Below are 15,989 nucleotides of genomic sequence, written 5' to 3'. Positions count from 1 at the left end.
CGACGCCTCAATACTGCACGTGACGTTCAATCCAGCGGAACTGGATCACAGTCAGGGTGATAACAATGGTCATGAGAATGACGGACTGCGCAGCTGAAGAGCCGAGATTAAGCCCGACGAACCCATCGAGAAAAACCTTGTAAACAAGGGTGTTGGTGGCCTGGGCCGGGCCGCCCTCGGTCGTTGCATGAATGACGCCGAATGTGTCGAACAGGGCGTAGATGATGTTGATGACCATCAGAAAGAAAGTCGTCGGGGTCAAAAGCGGAAAGATGATCGTCCAGAACCGTTTGACCGGTCCCGCGCCATCTATGGCTGCAGCCTCGATCAGGGAATGGGGCACCGATTGCAAACCGGCCAGAAAGAACAGGAAATTATAGGAGATCTGTTTCCAGCTCGCCGCGACAATCACAAGGATCATAGCGTCATGCCCGGAAACATTATGGTTCCAGTCATAGCCCACATAGCTGAGTGCAAACGGCAAAAGCCCGATTGTGGGGTTGAACAAAAACCACCACAGCGTACCCGCAATGGCCGGGGCCACAGCATAGGGCCAAACCAGAAACGTGGAATAGACATTTGACGATTTGATCATCCGGTCAACATTGACCGCGAACAAAAGGGCAAGCCCCATCGAGAGCACAGTGACCCCGACAGAAAACACAAACGTGACGCCCATCGAATTCAGATAGACCGGATCGGCGAACAGTCTGGCGTAGTTTTCCAGACCGATGAAACTGGTTTTGAAGCCGAAGGCATCCTGACGCAGAACCGATTGCCACAATGCCTGACTGGCAGGCCAGATAAAGAAAACCAGGGTAATTGCCAACTGCGGCATGAGCAGCAGATAAGGCAAAGCCTTGTTGGGAAAGATAGCACGTTTTGTTTGCATGACCGCTTACCGGTAAGGAGGGAGGCAGACCCGCACCACTGATGGGCGCGAGTCCGCTAGAATGTCAGCCGATGAGCTTACTTGTTGGCAGCTTCAAAATCGCGCAACAGGCCGTTACCGCGATCGACCAGGGCATCAAGTGCCTGCTGGGGTGTCTTGGCACCGGACAGCATCTGCTCGAACTCTTCATCGATGATGGTGCGGATCTGCACGTAATTGCCGAAACGCAGACCTTTGGAATTGGCGGTCGGTGCGTTCAGCGTAATCTGCTGAATGGCAACGTCCGAACCCGGATTGGCTTCGTAATAGCCCTGGGTTTTGCCCAGTTCGTAAGCGGCTTCAGTGATCGGCAGATAGCCCGAGAACTGATGCCAGTCAGCCTGCACCTCGGCTGAGGACAAGTAGCTAAAGAACTTGGCCGCACCCTTGTATTCTTCATCGCTCTTGCCGCTCAGCGTCCAGAGCGTTGCGCCACCGATGATGGAGTTCTGCGGCGCACCTTCAACATCGTCATAGTAAGGCAGCATGCCAAAACCAACTTCAAAATCCTTGGCATTGGCCATGACACCGGCGCGCGAGGCGGAGGAGTTCATGTACATGGCGCATTCCTGGGCATAGAATTTCGGGGGCGCATCGGCACCACCACCAGGGCCGCCATACTGGAAGACGCCTTCATCCTGCCACTTCTTCAGGTTGCTCCAATGCTGAACCTGTACCGGACCGTTGACGGTCAACTCGGTCTCGAGCCCACCGAAGCCGTTTTCCAGCGTACCAATCTGCTGATTGTGCCATGCCGACAGATTTTCCAGCTGAACCCAGGACACCCAACCGGTGGTGAACCCGCAAGTTGCGGCACCTGATTCCATGATCTGTTTGGAGAACGCTTCAACTTCAGCCCATGTCTTGGGCGCAGTGTCGCGGTCGAGACCAGCTTTTTCGAACACGTCTTTATTGTAGTAAAAGATCGGGGTCGAGGAGTTGAACGGCATCGAAAGCATATTGCCCTCGGTGTCGGTGTAGTAACCGACCACTGCCGGCAGGAAACCGGCCGGGTCGAAAGGTTCGCCTGCATCCTGCATCAGCTTGTAGGTCGGGTATACCGCGCCTTCAGCCGCCATCATGGTACCGGTGCCAACTTCGAAAACCTGCACAATGGCGGGCTGTTCGCCCGCACGGAAGGCGGCGATCGCGGCCGTCATGGTTTCGGTATAGGAACCCTTGTAGCTGGGAACAACGACATAGTCGCTTTGCGTGGCGTTGAAGCCTGCAACGATTTCCTCGAGCTTGGTACCGAGTTCACCACCCATGGCGTGCCACCACTGGACTTCGGTCGCGGCCTGCGCCGTGGACATGGATGTTGCCAGCATAAGGCTGCTGACGAGAATTTTCTTGAGCATTGAAGTTCCCTGCAAGTTGGGGTTCGGACGGGAGCAACAGCTATCGTGCACACGTGTCACTTCCTTTTCGGTTTGGTGTCAGTTCAATGACACATGGAAAAGACCCGTACGGTATGCAGCGCCTGTCTGCTCAGTGTCACAAACCAGTGCTAGTGGCGCAGGCAATGCCACTGGAGAATTACGCCATGCTTTCTGCCTTCGAAAATCCCGGTCAGTTCTACCGGGGCAATCTGCATACGCACTCGAACCTCTCCGATGGTCGCCTGACACCGCAGGAAGTGTGTCGCGCCTACGAGGCCAAGGGTTATGATTTCATCTGCCTGTCGGACCATTTTCTGGAACAGTTCGACTTCCCCATCGCCGACACCACACCCTTCCGGACAAAGAATTTCACAACCATTCTTGGCGCCGAAGTTCATGCCGGTGAAATGAAACTGGGCGGCTTCTGGCACATTCTCGCCGTTGGACTGCCGCTCGATTTCGCGCCCACCCCCACGGAAGAGACAGCATCTGATCTCGCGCAGCGATGTCGCGATGCTGGTGCATTTGTGGCCATTGCCCATCCGCAATGGTACGGCCTGATGCCGGAAGAGGCGCACACCATCACGGCCGCTCATGCGGTCGAAATCTACAACCACACCTGCGCTCTGGGCACTGACAGAGCGGATGGCACTTATCTGCTGGATGCCATGCTCTCAGATGGGCGCGAACTGACCGCTATCGCCACCGACGACGCCCATTTTCATGCCGACAACCCCGAGCACCAGGATACCTTTGGTGGATGGGTGATGGTCAAGGCAACGTTCAATGAACCGGATACACTGGTGCAGGCGCTCAAAGAGGGCGCATTCTATGCCTCAACCGGACCGCAGATTGACCTGATCGCGCTTGAAGGCACTGATCTGCTGGTCGAATGCTCCCCTGCCCATAGCATCATCGCCGTTGGTCAGGGGGCGCGCGCCGTCGCATCGCGCGGTACCGCCATGACCGGAACAACTCTTGATATCAGCAAATTCAGAGGCGACTGGCTGCGCGTTATTGTGGTCGACCACAATGGCAAGCGCGCATGGGGTAATCCGTTATGGATCGACTAATCGCCAAATAATCGGAAACCTGTATCGACCATATAGATCAAAGGTTATGACCGAAATGACATATTCACTGCCCGATATGATCAATTTTCCCCATTCCGCCTTTCCAAACAATCTCCTTATCCTCTCTCCTGTCATCACCGAGATGCGCGAACCGCAGGCGCGGCCTGACGGTGTGGGCAAACCCATGAGGAGCAGATTTTATGGACCGGCAATTGAATATCGTGCCCTTTGTCAGTGTCGACCACATGATGAAAATCGTGCTGGAGATCGGCGTGGAAACTTTCCTGGCGGAACTGGCGGATTATATCGAGGCGGATTTCCGGCGCTGGCAACTGTTCGACAAAACCCCGCGCGTGCCTTCACATTCGAAAGAGGGCGTTATCGAGCTGATGCCGACCAGCGATGGTGAGGTTTACGGCTTCAAATATGTCAACGGGCACCCCGCCAATACGCGTCAGGGCCTGCAGACGGTAACCGCCTTCGGCATGCTGGCCGATGTGGCCACCGGCTATCCCGTGCTGCTGTCGGAAATGACGATATTGACCGCCCTGCGCACGGCAGCAACCTCTGCCATGGTCGCCAAATATCTGGCCCCCGCGGGAGCCGATTGCATGGCCGTGATCGGGAATGGCGCACAATCTGAATTCCAGGCGTTGGCCTTCAAGGCCATCCTCGGCATTACCAAATTGCGCCTCTATGACATCGACCCGGCAGCGACGGCAAAATGCGCCCGCAATCTCAAGGACAAGGGCTTTGAGATCGCCACCTGCGCCTCACCCGAAGACGCCATGCAGGGCGCACAGATCGTGACGACCGCTACCGCTGACAAACAATATGCGACGATCCTGACCGACAACATGGTCGGGGCCGGCATTCACATCAACGCCATCGGCGGCGACTGCCCCGGCAAGACCGAACTGCATCGTGATATTCTGCTGCGGTCTGATATTTTCGTTGAATACCCGCCCCAGACCCGGATTGAAGGTGAAATCCAGCAGCTCGACGCCGAACACCCGGTCACCGAGATGTGGCAGGTCATTGCCGGTAAAGCCAAAGGTCGGCGCAATGACAGCCAGATTACCCTGTTCGATTCCGTGGGCTTCGCCACCGAGGACTTTTCAGCCCTGCGCTATCTGCGCGATCAGGTGAAACGCACCGGCCAATATCAGGAGCTCGACATGCTGGCCGATCCGGACGATCCGCGCGACCTGTTCGGCATGGTCATGCGGGCAGCCGAGGCTTAGGCTTTATCGGGCAGGTGCGGCACGCCCGAGGCGCGCTTGGTGGACAAATAGAGATTGGTCTCACTGGCCGAGACCCCGTCAATCATGCGGATTTTCGCGAGGATCGCATCCAGTTCAGGCAGAGAATTCGTGCCCAGTTCGATAATCAGGTCCCATTTGCCGCTGGTCGTGTGGATGGCCGTCACCTCGGGCATACGGTTGAGCTGGGCGATGATCCGGCTGGTGCCCCGCCCCTCAATGGCGATCAGTGTCACCCCGCGCACCGGCTGCAATACCTGGTCGGCACGCAATACCACGGAGAACCCGGCAATCTCACCAGAGGCCATCAGCCGCTCCATGCGATTGCGCACCGTGGCGCGGGTAATCCCAAGGATATGCGCCAGCTCGGAAATAGAGGCGCGTCCGTCGCGCCGCAGCGCCATGATCAAGGCTTTGTCCAGGTCGTCCATACTGGATTTATGAGCCACCAATTCGCGCAGGTAAAGCCCTGCTGCATAACCAAAGTGAGGAACAAAGATGTCCAAAACTGCAATCCTGATCGGCGCGCCGGTGCAATGCGGCACCGGACTGGGCGGCTGCCTGATGGGCCCCGATGCCCTGCGCATTGCCGGCCTCGCCCCGGCGCTCAAAAGTCTCGGCTTTACCGTAAAAGACAAGGGCAATATTGCCCCTGAAATGGCCAGCGCGGTTCCCCATGCCAATCCGGCCGTGCATCATCTGGCCGAGGTCATTGGGTGGACAAAGGCCCTGTCCGCCTGCGCGCGCAACGCTTTGGCCGACGGCCATATGCCGATTTTTCTGGGTGGTGACCATAGCCTGGCCGCCGGATCGGTCTCAGGTGTTACCGCCCATGCTGCCGCGCAAGGGCGCGAACAATTCGTGCTCTGGCTCGACGCTCATCCCGATTTTCATACCCTCGACAGCACCGAAAGCGGCAACCTGCATGGCACCCCGGTCGCCTATTTCACCGGACGCGACGGCTTTGCCGCCTTCCCCCCGCTAAATGCTGCGGTGAAGGAAGAAAACATCTGCATGATGGGCATTCGCTCGGTTGATCCGGCAGAACGGGCCGCCCTCGAACAATCAGAAATCCAGGTGCATGACATGCGCCAGATTGACGAATATGGCGTGGCCGTTCTGTTGCGGACCTTTCTCGACAAGGTTGTGGCCGCCAATGGCTATTTACATGTCAGCCTTGATGTGGATTTTCTCACCCCCGAAATCGCCCCGGCGGTCGGCACCACAGTGCCCGGCGGCGCAACGTTTCGCGAGGCGCATCTGATCATGGAAATGCTGCATGATAGCGGCATGGTCACCTCACTCGACATTGTCGAACTCAACCCGTTTCTCGATGAACGCGGCCGCACCGCAACCCTGATGGTTGATCTGGTCTCCAGCCTGATGGGCAAGAAGGTGCTCGACCGGCCGACGCGGCGGTTCTGAAATTAAGCCGGGCCTTCGCGCACCGCCTCCATCGCCACAAAAGTCGAGGTATGGGCGACATGCGGCAGGGCGGAGATTTTCTCGCCCATCACCCAGCGGTATTCGGCAATATCACTGGTGCGCACTTTCAGCAGATAATCAAAGCCGCCGGCGATCATGTGGCATTGCTCGATCTCGGGAATTTTCAGAACGGCAGTGTTAAACGCGGAAAGCGCCTTGGCGCGCGTGTCGCTGAGCTTGACCTCAACAAAAGCCACATGGTCGCGGCCTATTTTCACTGGGTCCAGCTGGGCCCGATAGCCGAGAATATAGCCCTCCGCCTCCAGCCGCCGCAGCCTTGCCTGACACGGCGTTTTACTGAGACCGATACGGCTGGCCAGTTCGGTAATGCTGATCCGCCCATCCGTCGACACGATATCGAGAATGGCCTGATCAAACTTGTCCAGTTCCTTGGCACTCGCCACCATGCACTTTTCCTGCCCCTACATCAAACTATAGTCGTATTCACTACATAATTGCATTATTTGGGAAAAATGCAAAGCTGATCGCCCATATCATGGGGATATAAGGCCAACAAGGGAACCCTGCCATGCCGACGCTCGCCACCATCCGTGCTGACATGCGCACGGGAACGCTCAAGAACGAATCCAAAGCCCTCTCGGAGCTGATCACCCTGGCAGCGCTGGACGCGAAGGATTGCAGCGCCATTTCCGCGCGGGCGGTGACTTTGGTCAAGGATATCCGCAAGCGCGGCAGTTCCGGACTGATGGAGCCGTTTCTGGCCGAATATGGTCTGACCACCAATGAAGGCGTTGCCCTGATGTGTCTGGCCGAGGCGCTGTTGCGCGTGCCTGACACCAGCACCATCGATGCCCTGATCGAAGACAAGATTGCCCCCTCCGACTGGGGCAAGCATCTGGGCCGTTCCTCCTCGTCCCTCGTCAATGCCTCCACCTGGGCGCTCATGCTGACCGGCAAGGTACTGGATGCCAAACAGCCCGGCCTTGCCGGGGTGCTGACCGGCACCGTCAAGCGGTTGGGCGAACCGGTGATCCGCACGGCCGTCGCTCAGGCCATGCGCGAAATGGGCCGTCAATTCGTGCTCGGGCGCGATATTAGCGAAGCCATGACCCGCGCCGCCGGACGCGAAGCCAAGGGCTTTACCTATTCCTATGACATGCTGGGCGAAGCCGCGCTGACCGATGAGGACGCAAGGCGCTATCACCTGGCCTATGAGCGCGCGATCGAGGCGACTGCTGAAAACTGCGATAGTGCTGATATTCGCAAAAATCCCGGCATTTCGATCAAATTATCCGCCCTCTATCCGCGCTATGAAAGCGTGCAGCACGCAAAGGTGCTGGACGTGCTGGTGCCCCGGGTCAAGGCTTTGGCACTGGCGGCGAAAACTGCGGGCATGGGGCTGAACATTGATGCCGAGGAGGCCGACCGGCTCGACCTGTCCCTCGATGTGATCGAAGCCGTGTTGGCTGATGAGGCTCTCGCGGGATGGGACGGCTTTGGCGTTGTAGTGCAGGCCTATGGCCGCCGCGCGCCGCAGGTGATTGACTGGCTCTATGCCTTGGCGGAAAAACATCAGCGCCGCCTGATGGTGCGGTTGGTCAAGGGTGCCTATTGGGACAGCGAGATCAAACAGGCGCAGGTGCTGGGCATTCCCGATTATCCGGTGTTTACCCGCAAACCCTCCACCGATCTCTCCTATATTGCCAATGCGCGCAAACTGCTCGGCATGACCGACCGGATCTACCCGCAATTTGCCACCCATAACGCCCATACCGTCGCCGCCATCCTGCATATGGCAACCGACAACACCGCCTTTGAATTCCAGCGCCTGCATGGCATGGGCGAAGCGCTGCATGATCTGGTGCTGGAACAGCATGGCACCGGCTGCCGCATTTATGCACCCGTCGGCCCGCATCGCGACTTGCTCGCCTATCTGGTGCGCCGCCTGCTGGAAAATGGCGCCAACAGCTCCTTCGTCAACCAGATCGTCGATGAGGCGGTGCCGCCCGAACTGGTGGCCGCCGATCCGTTCGCCGAAGTCGAAACCTATCTGGATGCACCTAAAAACCCGGCAACGCCCCTGCCGCCCGCAATCTATGGGGCGGACCGGATCAATGCCGAAGGCTGGAACCTCAACGACCCGGTCGATGCCGCAGCATTTGAAGCGGCACGCGCGCCCTTCGTTACAATCCAATGGGAAGCCGCGCCCCGTATTGCCGGGCCTGTTGTCGGAGCAGAACGTCAAAAGGTTGAAAACCCGGCCAATCCCGATGATCAGCCGGGCTTTGTCACCGACGCTTCCGAAGACGACGTGGAAACCGCGCTGGCGGCAGCAAAGCCCTGGGATATAGCCAAGGATCAGCGCCGGACCATCCTTTTAAAAGCCGCCGATCTCTATGAGGCCAATGCCGGAGAATTCTTCGCCCTTGCCGCACGGGAAGCGGGCAAGAACCCGTTCGATGCCGTGGCGGAACTGCGCGAGGCCGTGGATTTTCTGCGCTATTACGCCAATCAGGCGCTGACCCTCGACACTCCGGCCCGTGGCGTTTTCGCCTGCATTTCGCCGTGGAATTTCCCGCTGGCGATTTTCACCGGCCAGATCAGCGCCGCCCTTGCCGCCGGCAATGCCGTGCTTGCCAAACCCGCCGAAACCACCCCCCTGATCGCCACCAAGGCCATCGACCTGCTGCTGGAAGCGGGCGTGCCGCCAACCGCACTGCAATGCCTGCCCGGTGCCGGTTCGGTTATCGGTGCCAAACTCTCTAGCGAACCGCGCGTTGACGGCCTCTGCTTTACCGGCTCCACAGTGACGGCCCAGCATATCAACAAGGCCATGGCCGAAAACCTCGCCCCCGACGCGCCGCTGATTGCCGAAACCGGCGGGCTGAACGCCATGATCGTCGACAGTACTGCCCTGCCCGAACAAGCCATCCGCGATATTGTCGCCTCCTCGTTCCAGAGCGCCGGCCAGCGCTGTTCGGCCCTGCGCATGCTCTATTTGCAGGAGGACATCGCCGAACCTTTCCTCAAGATGCTCTATGGTGCCATGGACGCGTTGAACATTGGCGACCCCTGGGCACTTTCAATCGATGGCGGCCCGGTGATCGATCAAACGGCCCGCGCCAAAATCAATGCCCATATCGATCAGGCTGAAGCGGACGGCCGCGTGCTGCACCGCTGTGCCGTGCCGCAACAAGGCTATTTCGTCAGCCCGACGGTCATCAGGCTCAACGGCATTGCCGAGCTGAAAGAGGAAATCTTCGGCCCCGTCCTGCATGTCGCAACCTTTGCCGCCGGGGAAATTGACCGGATCGTCGATGATATCAACAAGACCGGCTATGGCCTGACCTTTGGCCTGCATACCCGTGTCGATGACCGGGTGCAGAGCATCTTGTCGCGACTGCATGTGGGCAATGCCTATGTCAATCGCAACCAGATCGGTGCCATTGTCGGCTCGCAGCCCTTTGGCGGCGAAGGCCTTTCCGGTACCGGCCCGAAAGCTGGCGGCCCGGCCTATGTCCCGCACTTCACCCGACATGAGAATGGCAGCAGTGGCGCAGCCAGCGGGACGGAGGCACCGCGCGAACAGGTACAGCAGGCCATCAACGCGCTGGGACGTCCGAGCAATGACACAGCCCTCAAGCGCACCAGCATGCCCGGTGTCACAGGTGAATCCAACCGGCTATCGGTGCATCCGCGAGGTCTGGTTTTGTGCCTTGGACCAGATCGCGAGGCGGCCCGTCAGCAAGCGACCATCGCCCGCGCCGAAGGTTGCACTGCGCTCGAAATCGCGCCGGGCAGTGAACTCGACGGACAATTGTCGCCCGAAATTCTGGTTGATCTGCAAGGCTTTGACGCCGTGGCATTCTGGGGAAATGAAGCGGATGCCCGCGCCTTGCGCAAGGCATTGGCAGCCCGTCCCGGTGCCCTGTTGCCGCTGATTACGGAGGCGGCCTATGCCACCCGCTACCATATCGAACGGCACCTCTGCATCAACACCACGGCGGCTGGCGGCAATACACAACTGCTGGCCTCAGCATAGTTGAAAGTAAACGGGATCAGTCTGACTGATCCCGTTTTCAAACTTAAGCTATAAGATGAATAAATACCCAGAACATACTGAATTCAAAACACAGATAGACAAAACTGAATACTTAACTACACAGCCATGAATATCGTCGACATTACCAGACCCGCCCGCGCGCGGCGACCGGCGCAACGCGGGTAACTGCCCCGTCTCTGTGGAACACAACATTATCGAACAGATTGCTGACAACGCAGGTGTGGTTCGGAATGATCCGCACCTTCTCGCCGATGGCCGGCTTTTTTGCCGACCCGGACAGGTCGACCACCGCATGTTCCTCTGACAACCCCACGATCCGCGCATCCGGATAACCCACAATCATGCCGTGATCCTCGAAGCCCAAAAGATCGGAGGTGAGCGCCTTTGATCCGGCATCGAGCACGGCCCGGTTCTCGGTGGGGCGGGAGACAACGCTCGCCAGAACATGCATGGCGCATTGCGATGCGTCGCAATGCCCGGCCCGGATCAGCGACCGGTCGTTATAGATATAGGTGCCAGCGCGGTGTTCGGTTGCGCTCGGCACCAGATGCGCATCAAACAGGCTTGGCGTGCCGCCATTACTCACCACCGGGCATTCGACACCAGCGGCGTCGAGCAAGGCCACGGCACCGCCGAGGAACGCTTCGACGGTTTCGGCTGAATTGGGCTTGGGATAGGTCATCAGCCCGCCGAACCGCAGGCCTGGAGCTGCAGCAATTTCCTGCGCCAGCGCCAGCGCCGCCTCAGGGCTTTGCACGCCACAGCGCCCACCCCCGGTATCGCATTCCACCAGAACCGTCAGCGGTGCCTCCGCAGAAAACGCGGCAGCGAGCCCCGCCACCGTCTCGGAACTGTCGGCAACGACCGACAGGCGCGTGCGAGCATTGAGCGCCTGCAAGGGCGCAATCTTCTCCGGCCCGAGAATATTGAAGGTGATCAGGATATCCTCAAACCCGGCATCTGCAAAAACCTCGGCCTCCGAGATTTTCTGGCAGTTAATACCCCGCGCCCCGGCTTCGACTTGTGCGTCGGCCAGAAACGGCAGCTTGTGGGTCTTGATGTGGGGGCGAAAGCTGATCCCGTGCGCATCCATATAAGCTTGAACCCGGGCGATATTCGCCGCAACCACCGCCTCGTCGATCACGGGCACCGGGGTGGAAAGGTCGAATATAGAGGCACCGATAAGCATTTCATCTCCGCAGCTTGATCACCAGAAAGGGTGATTTGTAGGATGTTCCTGTGCGAGGTCAAGCGCACAAAAGCATTGTCTGCCAACCAATTGCTCCCCGCAACCACCGAGGCTGATGTAATGATAAAAGCCCGGCAAGACAGATGAACAGCGCAAAGGAATGCCCGCAATGCCCAACGTCCCGACAATCGAGATCTGTGTTGAGGGAATAGACGGCTATCTGGCCGCCGAAAAGGCCGGCGCTGACCGGGTTGAACTCTGCGCCTCGCTGATGGAAGGCGGGCTGACCCCGAGCATCGGCACGGTCCGTGAAGTCTTGCGCGCCGGCAAAATTCCCTTCCACCCAATCATCCGCCCGCGCGGCGGCGACTTCCTTTATTCGGAAATGGAGTTTGCTTCGATTCTTGAGGACATAAGGCAGATGCGCGCGCTGGGTGTAGTCGGCATTGTTATCGGCTTTCTCAATGCCGATGGCACGATTGATGAAGATCGCACGCGGCAGGCGGTCGAAGCGGCGGGCCCCATGACAGTCACCTGCCATCGCGCCTTCGACATGACACGCAACCACCGCGAAGCTTTGGAAGCACTTGTCCGGGTCGGGGTCGACCGGGTATTGACCAGCGGCCAGCATGACACGGCGCTCGAGGGCGCCGACGTGCTCAAGGATACCATTCAGGCCGCCGGTGACCGGCTGATCGTCATGGTCTGCGGCGAGCTGGATGCCGCCAATATTGCCGAAATCCGCGACCGCACGGGCGCGCAGGAAATGCATTTCGCCGCCCTGACGACCACACCCTCCACCATGCAGTTCCGAAATCCGCGTATCGGCATGGGCAGCACCGATCTAGAGCGCGAATACCTCAATACCATCACCGATGAAGACGCGGTGCGCCAGACCATCAGGGCCGCAAAGACGCTTTAGCGTGTTCTCGGCGATCAGGCAGTGTCTGAGCTGGCCACCGCCCTCACCCTGAGCCCGTCGAAGGATGTGCGGCGCACGCGGTGCTGACCACCCTCGTGGTTCGACAGGCTCACCATGAGGGCTTCAGTGCCTGCCCACCCCCAGTGTGGTTCCCGCGCAAGCGGGGATGACGGTGGAGGGCGCGGCAAACACCGCACCCTTATCCCCCACACATCGTCACCCTTGGGCTTGACCCGAGGGCCCATGCCAACCATCCGGTTCGGTCGATGGCGGGATGAAGCACGGCCTCCCGACGCCCATCTGTTACGCCGCACCATCTCATGGATACTCGGGCCAAGCCCGAGCATGACGACCGGGGAAATATGACGATGCTGGGTATTATGACGCTGCGGGAAATAAATCCTGCCAAACCCAACCCTCCGCTCCGCCGTTAGCGCGCAGTGATTCCGGCCAGCACCGCCATGGATTCAACGCAAGCCGCCGCCGCCTCCCGGCCCTTGTTGTGGGCATCATCGCGGCTGCGCACCACGGCCTGTTCTTCTTCGTAGGTGGTCAAAATGCCGAAGGCCAGTGGCACCCCGGTTTTCAGTGAGGCCTGCATCAACCCGTGGCTGGCGGCCTCGGAGATATATTCGAAATGCGCCGTATCGCCCTTGATGACGCAGCCGAGACAAACCACGCCTTCAAACTTGCCGGTCTGGGCCAGCTTTTGCGCAATCAGCGGGATTTCGAACGCCCCCGGCGCGGTGATGATATCACCCTCGGCGACACGCACACCACGATCATCCAATTCGGCAAGGGCGCCCTTGAGCAGGCCGGAGGTGACATCTTCATTGAACCGGCTGACCACAATGGCGACCCGGCTTTTGGCAGTTTTTTTGTCTTTGGACATGTCTGGTCTCGTTTCTAATGGGCAAGGATATGGCCGAACTTCTCGCGTTTGGTCGTGAGATAGCCGGCATTGAACGGGTTGGGCGGAATGATCAGCGGCAGGCGTTTGGCGACAGCAATGCCATAGCGCTGCAAGTCTTTTTCCTTGTGCGGATTATTGCTGAGAAGGTTCACCCGGCTGACGCCAAGGGTCTTGAGGATTTGCGCCGCCACCGCATAGTCACGCGCATCAGCGGCAAAACCGAGGGCTGTATTGGCATCCACCGTGTCCTGGCCTGCATCCTGCAAGGCATAGGCGCGTATCTTGTTGGCCAGCCCAATGCCGCGCCCTTCCTGCCCGCGCAGATAGATCACCGCACCGCCATCGCTTTCGGAAATCAGGCGAAGACTTTCCTGCAATTGCGCCCCGCAATCACAGCGCAATGACCCCAGCGCATCCCCAGTCAGGCATTCCGAATGCACCCGGATCAACGGCACCTCCGGCAAAGGCCCCTTGACCAGCGCCAGATGTTCAACGCCATCGACAAGGCTCTTGAACGCATGCACCCGCATCGGGCTCTCGGCAAAGACAGACGGCAAGCTGGCGCTGGCCACTTCTTCCACCTGAACTTCGGTTTTGATGCGATATTCCACCAGTTCGCGGATGGTCAGCACCGGCAAGCCGTGCTTTTGCGCAAACAGGTCCAGATCGGGCCGCCGCGCCATCTCGCCATCATCGCGCATCACCTCGCAGATCACCGCCCCCGGCTTCAGCCCAGCGAGCCGCATCAGATCGGTTGCCCCCTCGGTATGGCCATTGCGCGCCAACACGCCACCTTCGGCCGCCCGAAGCGGAAACACATGCCCCGGCGAAACGATATCCTCAGCCATAGCATCAGGATTGACCGCTGCAGCAATGGTCCGGGCCCGGTCAAAGGCCGAAATGCCGGTGGTAATACCCGCGCGCGCCTCAATTGAGACGGTGAACGCGGTCGAGCGGCGGGCCTGATTATCCCTGACCATGGGTGGCAGATTGAACCGGTCAACCTGCGCGCCGGTCAACGCCAGACAGATCAGTCCACGCCCGTGCGTGGCCATGAAATTGACCGCTTCGGGCGTGGCAAACTCCGCCGCAACGATCAGATCGCCTTCATTCTCGCGGTCCTCGTCATCGACGAGCACAATCATTTTGCCCTGCTTTAAGGCGCTCAGGGCTTGAGATAGGGCAGACATAGGCTCTCCACATATTTGGCGATGACATCGACCTCGACATTGAGCGGGTCACCGGGCTTGAGTGTGTTCAAATTGGTATGATCCCAGGTATGGGGAATGATGGTCAGGCCGATCACGCAGCCACCGGTCTGTTTTTCAACGCTGTTCAGCGTCAGGCTGATCCCGTTAAGCGCAATCGAGCCCTTTTCGACGCAATAGCGTCCGACGGTTTCGGGCAGGTTGAGGCGCAACAAATACGCGCCACCCTCGGGGGTCACCGTTTCCAGCACCCCTTGCCCATCCACATGCCCTTGCACCAGATGGCCCGAAAGCCGGGTTTCGAGCCGCACCGCGCGTTCGAGATTGACCAGGCTGCCCACCGTAATCCGCCCCAGATTGGAACGGGCGGTCGTCTCCGGGCTGACAAAGAATTTGGCCAGTCCCGAAGATGAAAATTCGACCACGGTCAGACAGACCCCATTAACCGCAACGCTCTCCCCCAGTGCGAGATCGCCAAACTGGGTCTCAATCTCGAGAACAAGGGTTGCCCCGTCATGGGCGGCGGCGCTGACCCGCGCCAGTTTTTCAACAATGCCTGAAAACATCGGCTTACCTTTCCCCCGGCAGCCATGGCGAGGGGGCATGCCGGATCACGATCTCGTCCGCCGCCCCTGCCAGGCCTTTATGTTCAATGATGATGTGCTCGTCCCAAAGCTTGCTGACCAGAACCAGCTCAACCAGCGTCGGCCCCGCCTCGATCAGCACTTCTTGCACGCCAAGGCCGCCCAGCCGTTCCAGCGCATCGCGCAAGGACCCCTCGACCGTGACCTCAAATCCACGTGCCCGCGCGGCTTCAAGATAATCGGCCGGCACACTGTTGGTGCGGTCGAGAATGACCAGATGCCGTCTCTTGCCGGCAAAATCGGGCACGCGGCGCACCGTGAATTCAGGATTATCGGCCAGCACAGTGCCCGAGCCGGTGACGATGGCATCGGCCCGTTTGCGCAATTGATGCGCGAAATCAAGGGAAGCGGGGGATGTGAATGTTTTCTGACCCACAGGCGGCACCATGCTGCCGCGCGCATCCAGCGCCTGTTTGACGGTGACAAAGGGCAGGCCCGTTTGCGCAAGTTTGGCAAAAGGCGCAATCAGCCGCCGCGCGGCGCCAGACAGTTCCAAAGACTGTGCGCCGCCCAGAGCCTCGATAAAACCAACCCGGAGCCCGGCTGCGCGCAACCGTTCGGCACCCCGACCCATCACATGAGGATTGGGATCAGCGGCACCAATCCAGACAGCAATAGCGGGCGTTGCCAGAATGGCGTCAACGCAAGGCGGTGTCAGCCCGGTATGGTTGCACGGCTCAAGCGTGACTACCACGGTGTGGATGCGCGCGACATGGCCATTGGCCCGCGCCATGGCGATCGCCGCCGCCTCTGCATGCGCCTCACCGGCCTGTTCATGGGCTGCTGCGGCAAGTTCTACGCCTTCAGCATCAAGCAAAACGCAACCAACTGGTGGATTGGGCGCTGTTGCGCCGGCAAAGCCCTGCGCCAGATCCAGCGCACGCCTAAACGCCGCCAGCACGTGGCTGGCGGGAATAACGGATTGCGTATTTGGCAGAATTGTTTCCTGGCCCATCACT

At 59.2% G+C, this 15,989-nt stretch carries 14 protein-coding genes; 5 read left to right on the top strand and 9 right to left on the bottom strand.

Annotated elements, in window-relative coordinates:
• Positions 1-7 precede the first annotated feature (7 nt).
• Entirely contained in the window at positions 8-892 is an 885-nt protein-coding gene (gene ugpA, locus L1P08_RS15350; RefSeq protein ID WP_303617864.1) for a sn-glycerol-3-phosphate ABC transporter permease UgpA, read from the bottom strand.
• A 77-nt stretch (positions 893-969) separates the two neighbouring features.
• A complete protein-coding gene (ugpB, locus tag L1P08_RS15345; protein ID WP_303617863.1) occupies positions 970-2,289 on the bottom strand; it encodes a sn-glycerol-3-phosphate ABC transporter substrate-binding protein UgpB in 1,320 nt (439 codons plus the stop codon).
• A gap of 185 nt (positions 2,290-2,474) precedes the next feature.
• On the opposite strand from ugpB, the gene L1P08_RS15340 reads away from it, so the two are divergent.
• Both L1P08_RS15340 and ocd read left to right on the top strand, forming a co-directional pair.
• Entirely contained in the window at positions 2,475-3,383 is a 909-nt protein-coding gene (locus tag L1P08_RS15340) for a PHP domain-containing protein (RefSeq protein ID WP_303617862.1), read from the top strand.
• Positions 3,384-3,583: 200 nt separating this feature from the next.
• A complete protein-coding gene (ocd, locus tag L1P08_RS15335; RefSeq protein ID WP_303617861.1) occupies positions 3,584-4,627 on the top strand; it encodes an ornithine cyclodeaminase in 1,044 nt (347 codons plus the stop codon).
• Here ocd and L1P08_RS15330 read toward each other — a convergent pair.
• Positions 4,624-5,076, bottom strand: a complete 453-nt coding sequence (locus tag L1P08_RS15330) for an Lrp/AsnC family transcriptional regulator (RefSeq protein WP_303617860.1) — start codon at positions 5,074-5,076, stop codon at positions 4,624-4,626. The two genes, ocd and L1P08_RS15330, sit on opposite strands and share 4 nt — an antisense overlap.
• A 67-nt stretch (positions 5,077-5,143) precedes the next feature.
• On the opposite strand from L1P08_RS15330, the gene rocF reads away from it, so the two are divergent.
• Positions 5,144-6,070 (top strand): arginase, encoded by a 927-nt coding sequence (gene rocF, locus L1P08_RS15325; protein WP_303617859.1) that lies wholly within the window; start codon positions 5,144-5,146, stop codon positions 6,068-6,070.
• A 2-nt stretch (positions 6,071-6,072) separates the two neighbouring features.
• Here rocF and L1P08_RS15320 read toward each other — a convergent pair whose 3' ends face one another.
• Complete coding sequence (locus L1P08_RS15320) at positions 6,073-6,537, bottom strand: Lrp/AsnC family transcriptional regulator (protein WP_303617858.1); 465 nt, start codon at positions 6,535-6,537, stop codon at positions 6,073-6,075.
• A gap of 122 nt (positions 6,538-6,659) precedes the next feature.
• Between L1P08_RS15320 and putA the strand changes: the two genes are divergently transcribed.
• Positions 6,660-10,133, top strand: coding sequence for a bifunctional proline dehydrogenase/L-glutamate gamma-semialdehyde dehydrogenase PutA (gene putA, locus L1P08_RS15315; RefSeq protein WP_303617857.1), 3,474 nt, complete (start codon positions 6,660-6,662; stop codon positions 10,131-10,133).
• 142 nt (positions 10,134-10,275) lie between these two features.
• Here the strand turns inward: putA and L1P08_RS15310 are convergent, their stop codons facing one another.
• A complete protein-coding gene (locus L1P08_RS15310) occupies positions 10,276-11,343 on the bottom strand; it encodes a D-TA family PLP-dependent enzyme (RefSeq protein WP_303617856.1) in 1,068 nt (355 codons plus the stop codon).
• A 169-nt stretch (positions 11,344-11,512) separates the two neighbouring features.
• On the opposite strand from L1P08_RS15310, the gene L1P08_RS15305 reads away from it, so the two are divergent.
• Complete coding sequence (locus tag L1P08_RS15305) at positions 11,513-12,265, top strand: copper homeostasis protein CutC (protein ID WP_303617855.1); 753 nt, start codon at positions 11,513-11,515, stop codon at positions 12,263-12,265.
• A 430-nt stretch (positions 12,266-12,695) separates the two neighbouring features.
• Here L1P08_RS15305 and ribH read toward each other — a convergent pair whose 3' ends face one another.
• Genes ribH through ribD form a run of 4 tightly spaced genes read right to left on the bottom strand, consistent with a single transcriptional unit; the run spans position 12,696 to position 15,985 of the window.
• Positions 12,696-13,157, bottom strand: a complete 462-nt coding sequence (gene ribH / locus L1P08_RS15300) for a 6,7-dimethyl-8-ribityllumazine synthase (RefSeq protein ID WP_303617854.1) — start codon at positions 13,155-13,157, stop codon at positions 12,696-12,698.
• Between the two features lie 14 nt (positions 13,158-13,171).
• Positions 13,172-14,368 (bottom strand): 3,4-dihydroxy-2-butanone-4-phosphate synthase, encoded by a 1,197-nt coding sequence (gene ribB / locus L1P08_RS15295; protein ID WP_303617853.1) that lies wholly within the window; start codon positions 14,366-14,368, stop codon positions 13,172-13,174.
• Positions 14,344-14,952 carry a riboflavin synthase gene (locus L1P08_RS15290; protein ID WP_303617852.1) on the bottom strand — a complete coding sequence of 203 codons (609 nt, stop codon included), beginning with the start codon at positions 14,950-14,952 and terminating at the stop codon, positions 14,344-14,346. Before L1P08_RS15290 ends, ribB begins: the two co-directional genes overlap by 25 nt.
• Before the next feature lie 4 nt (positions 14,953-14,956).
• Positions 14,957-15,985 carry a bifunctional diaminohydroxyphosphoribosylaminopyrimidine deaminase/5-amino-6-(5-phosphoribosylamino)uracil reductase RibD gene (gene ribD, locus L1P08_RS15285; RefSeq protein WP_303617851.1) on the bottom strand — a complete coding sequence of 343 codons (1,029 nt, stop codon included), beginning with the start codon at positions 15,983-15,985 and terminating at the stop codon, positions 14,957-14,959.
• Positions 15,986-15,989: the final 4 nt, after the last annotated feature.

The organism is Mariluticola halotolerans, assembly GCF_021611515.1.
Classification (GTDB): Bacteria; Pseudomonadota; Alphaproteobacteria; order Rhizobiales; family Devosiaceae; genus Mariluticola; species Mariluticola halotolerans.
This window is presented reverse-complemented; position numbering and strand designations above follow the sequence as displayed.

Excerpts from the sequence above, each read along its gene's own strand:
- ugpA (WP_303617864.1), bottom strand. The coding sequence starts at position 892 with ATGCAAACAAAACGTGCTATCTTTCCCAACAAGGCTTTGCCTTATCTG.
- ugpB (WP_303617863.1), bottom strand. The coding sequence starts at position 2,289 with ATGCTCAAGAAAATTCTCGTCAGCAGCCTTATGCTGGCAACATCCATG.
- L1P08_RS15340 (WP_303617862.1), top strand. The coding sequence starts at position 2,475 with ATGCTTTCTGCCTTCGAAAATCCCGGTCAGTTCTACCGGGGCAATCTG.
- ocd (WP_303617861.1), top strand. The coding sequence starts at position 3,584 with ATGGACCGGCAATTGAATATCGTGCCCTTTGTCAGTGTCGACCACATG.
- L1P08_RS15330 (WP_303617860.1), bottom strand. The coding sequence starts at position 5,076 with ATGGACGACCTGGACAAAGCCTTGATCATGGCGCTGCGGCGCGACGGA.
- rocF (WP_303617859.1), top strand. The coding sequence starts at position 5,144 with ATGTCCAAAACTGCAATCCTGATCGGCGCGCCGGTGCAATGCGGCACC.
- L1P08_RS15320 (WP_303617858.1), bottom strand. The coding sequence starts at position 6,537 with ATGGTGGCGAGTGCCAAGGAACTGGACAAGTTTGATCAGGCCATTCTC.
- putA (WP_303617857.1), top strand. The coding sequence starts at position 6,660 with ATGCCGACGCTCGCCACCATCCGTGCTGACATGCGCACGGGAACGCTC.
- L1P08_RS15310 (WP_303617856.1), bottom strand. The coding sequence starts at position 11,343 with ATGCTTATCGGTGCCTCTATATTCGACCTTTCCACCCCGGTGCCCGTG.
- L1P08_RS15305 (WP_303617855.1), top strand. The coding sequence starts at position 11,513 with ATGCCCAACGTCCCGACAATCGAGATCTGTGTTGAGGGAATAGACGGC.
- ribH (WP_303617854.1), bottom strand. The coding sequence starts at position 13,157 with ATGTCCAAAGACAAAAAAACTGCCAAAAGCCGGGTCGCCATTGTGGTC.
- ribB (WP_303617853.1), bottom strand. The coding sequence starts at position 14,368 with ATGTCTGCCCTATCTCAAGCCCTGAGCGCCTTAAAGCAGGGCAAAATG.
- L1P08_RS15290 (WP_303617852.1), bottom strand. The coding sequence starts at position 14,952 with ATGTTTTCAGGCATTGTTGAAAAACTGGCGCGGGTCAGCGCCGCCGCC.
- ribD (WP_303617851.1), bottom strand. The coding sequence starts at position 15,985 with ATGGGCCAGGAAACAATTCTGCCAAATACGCAATCCGTTATTCCCGCC.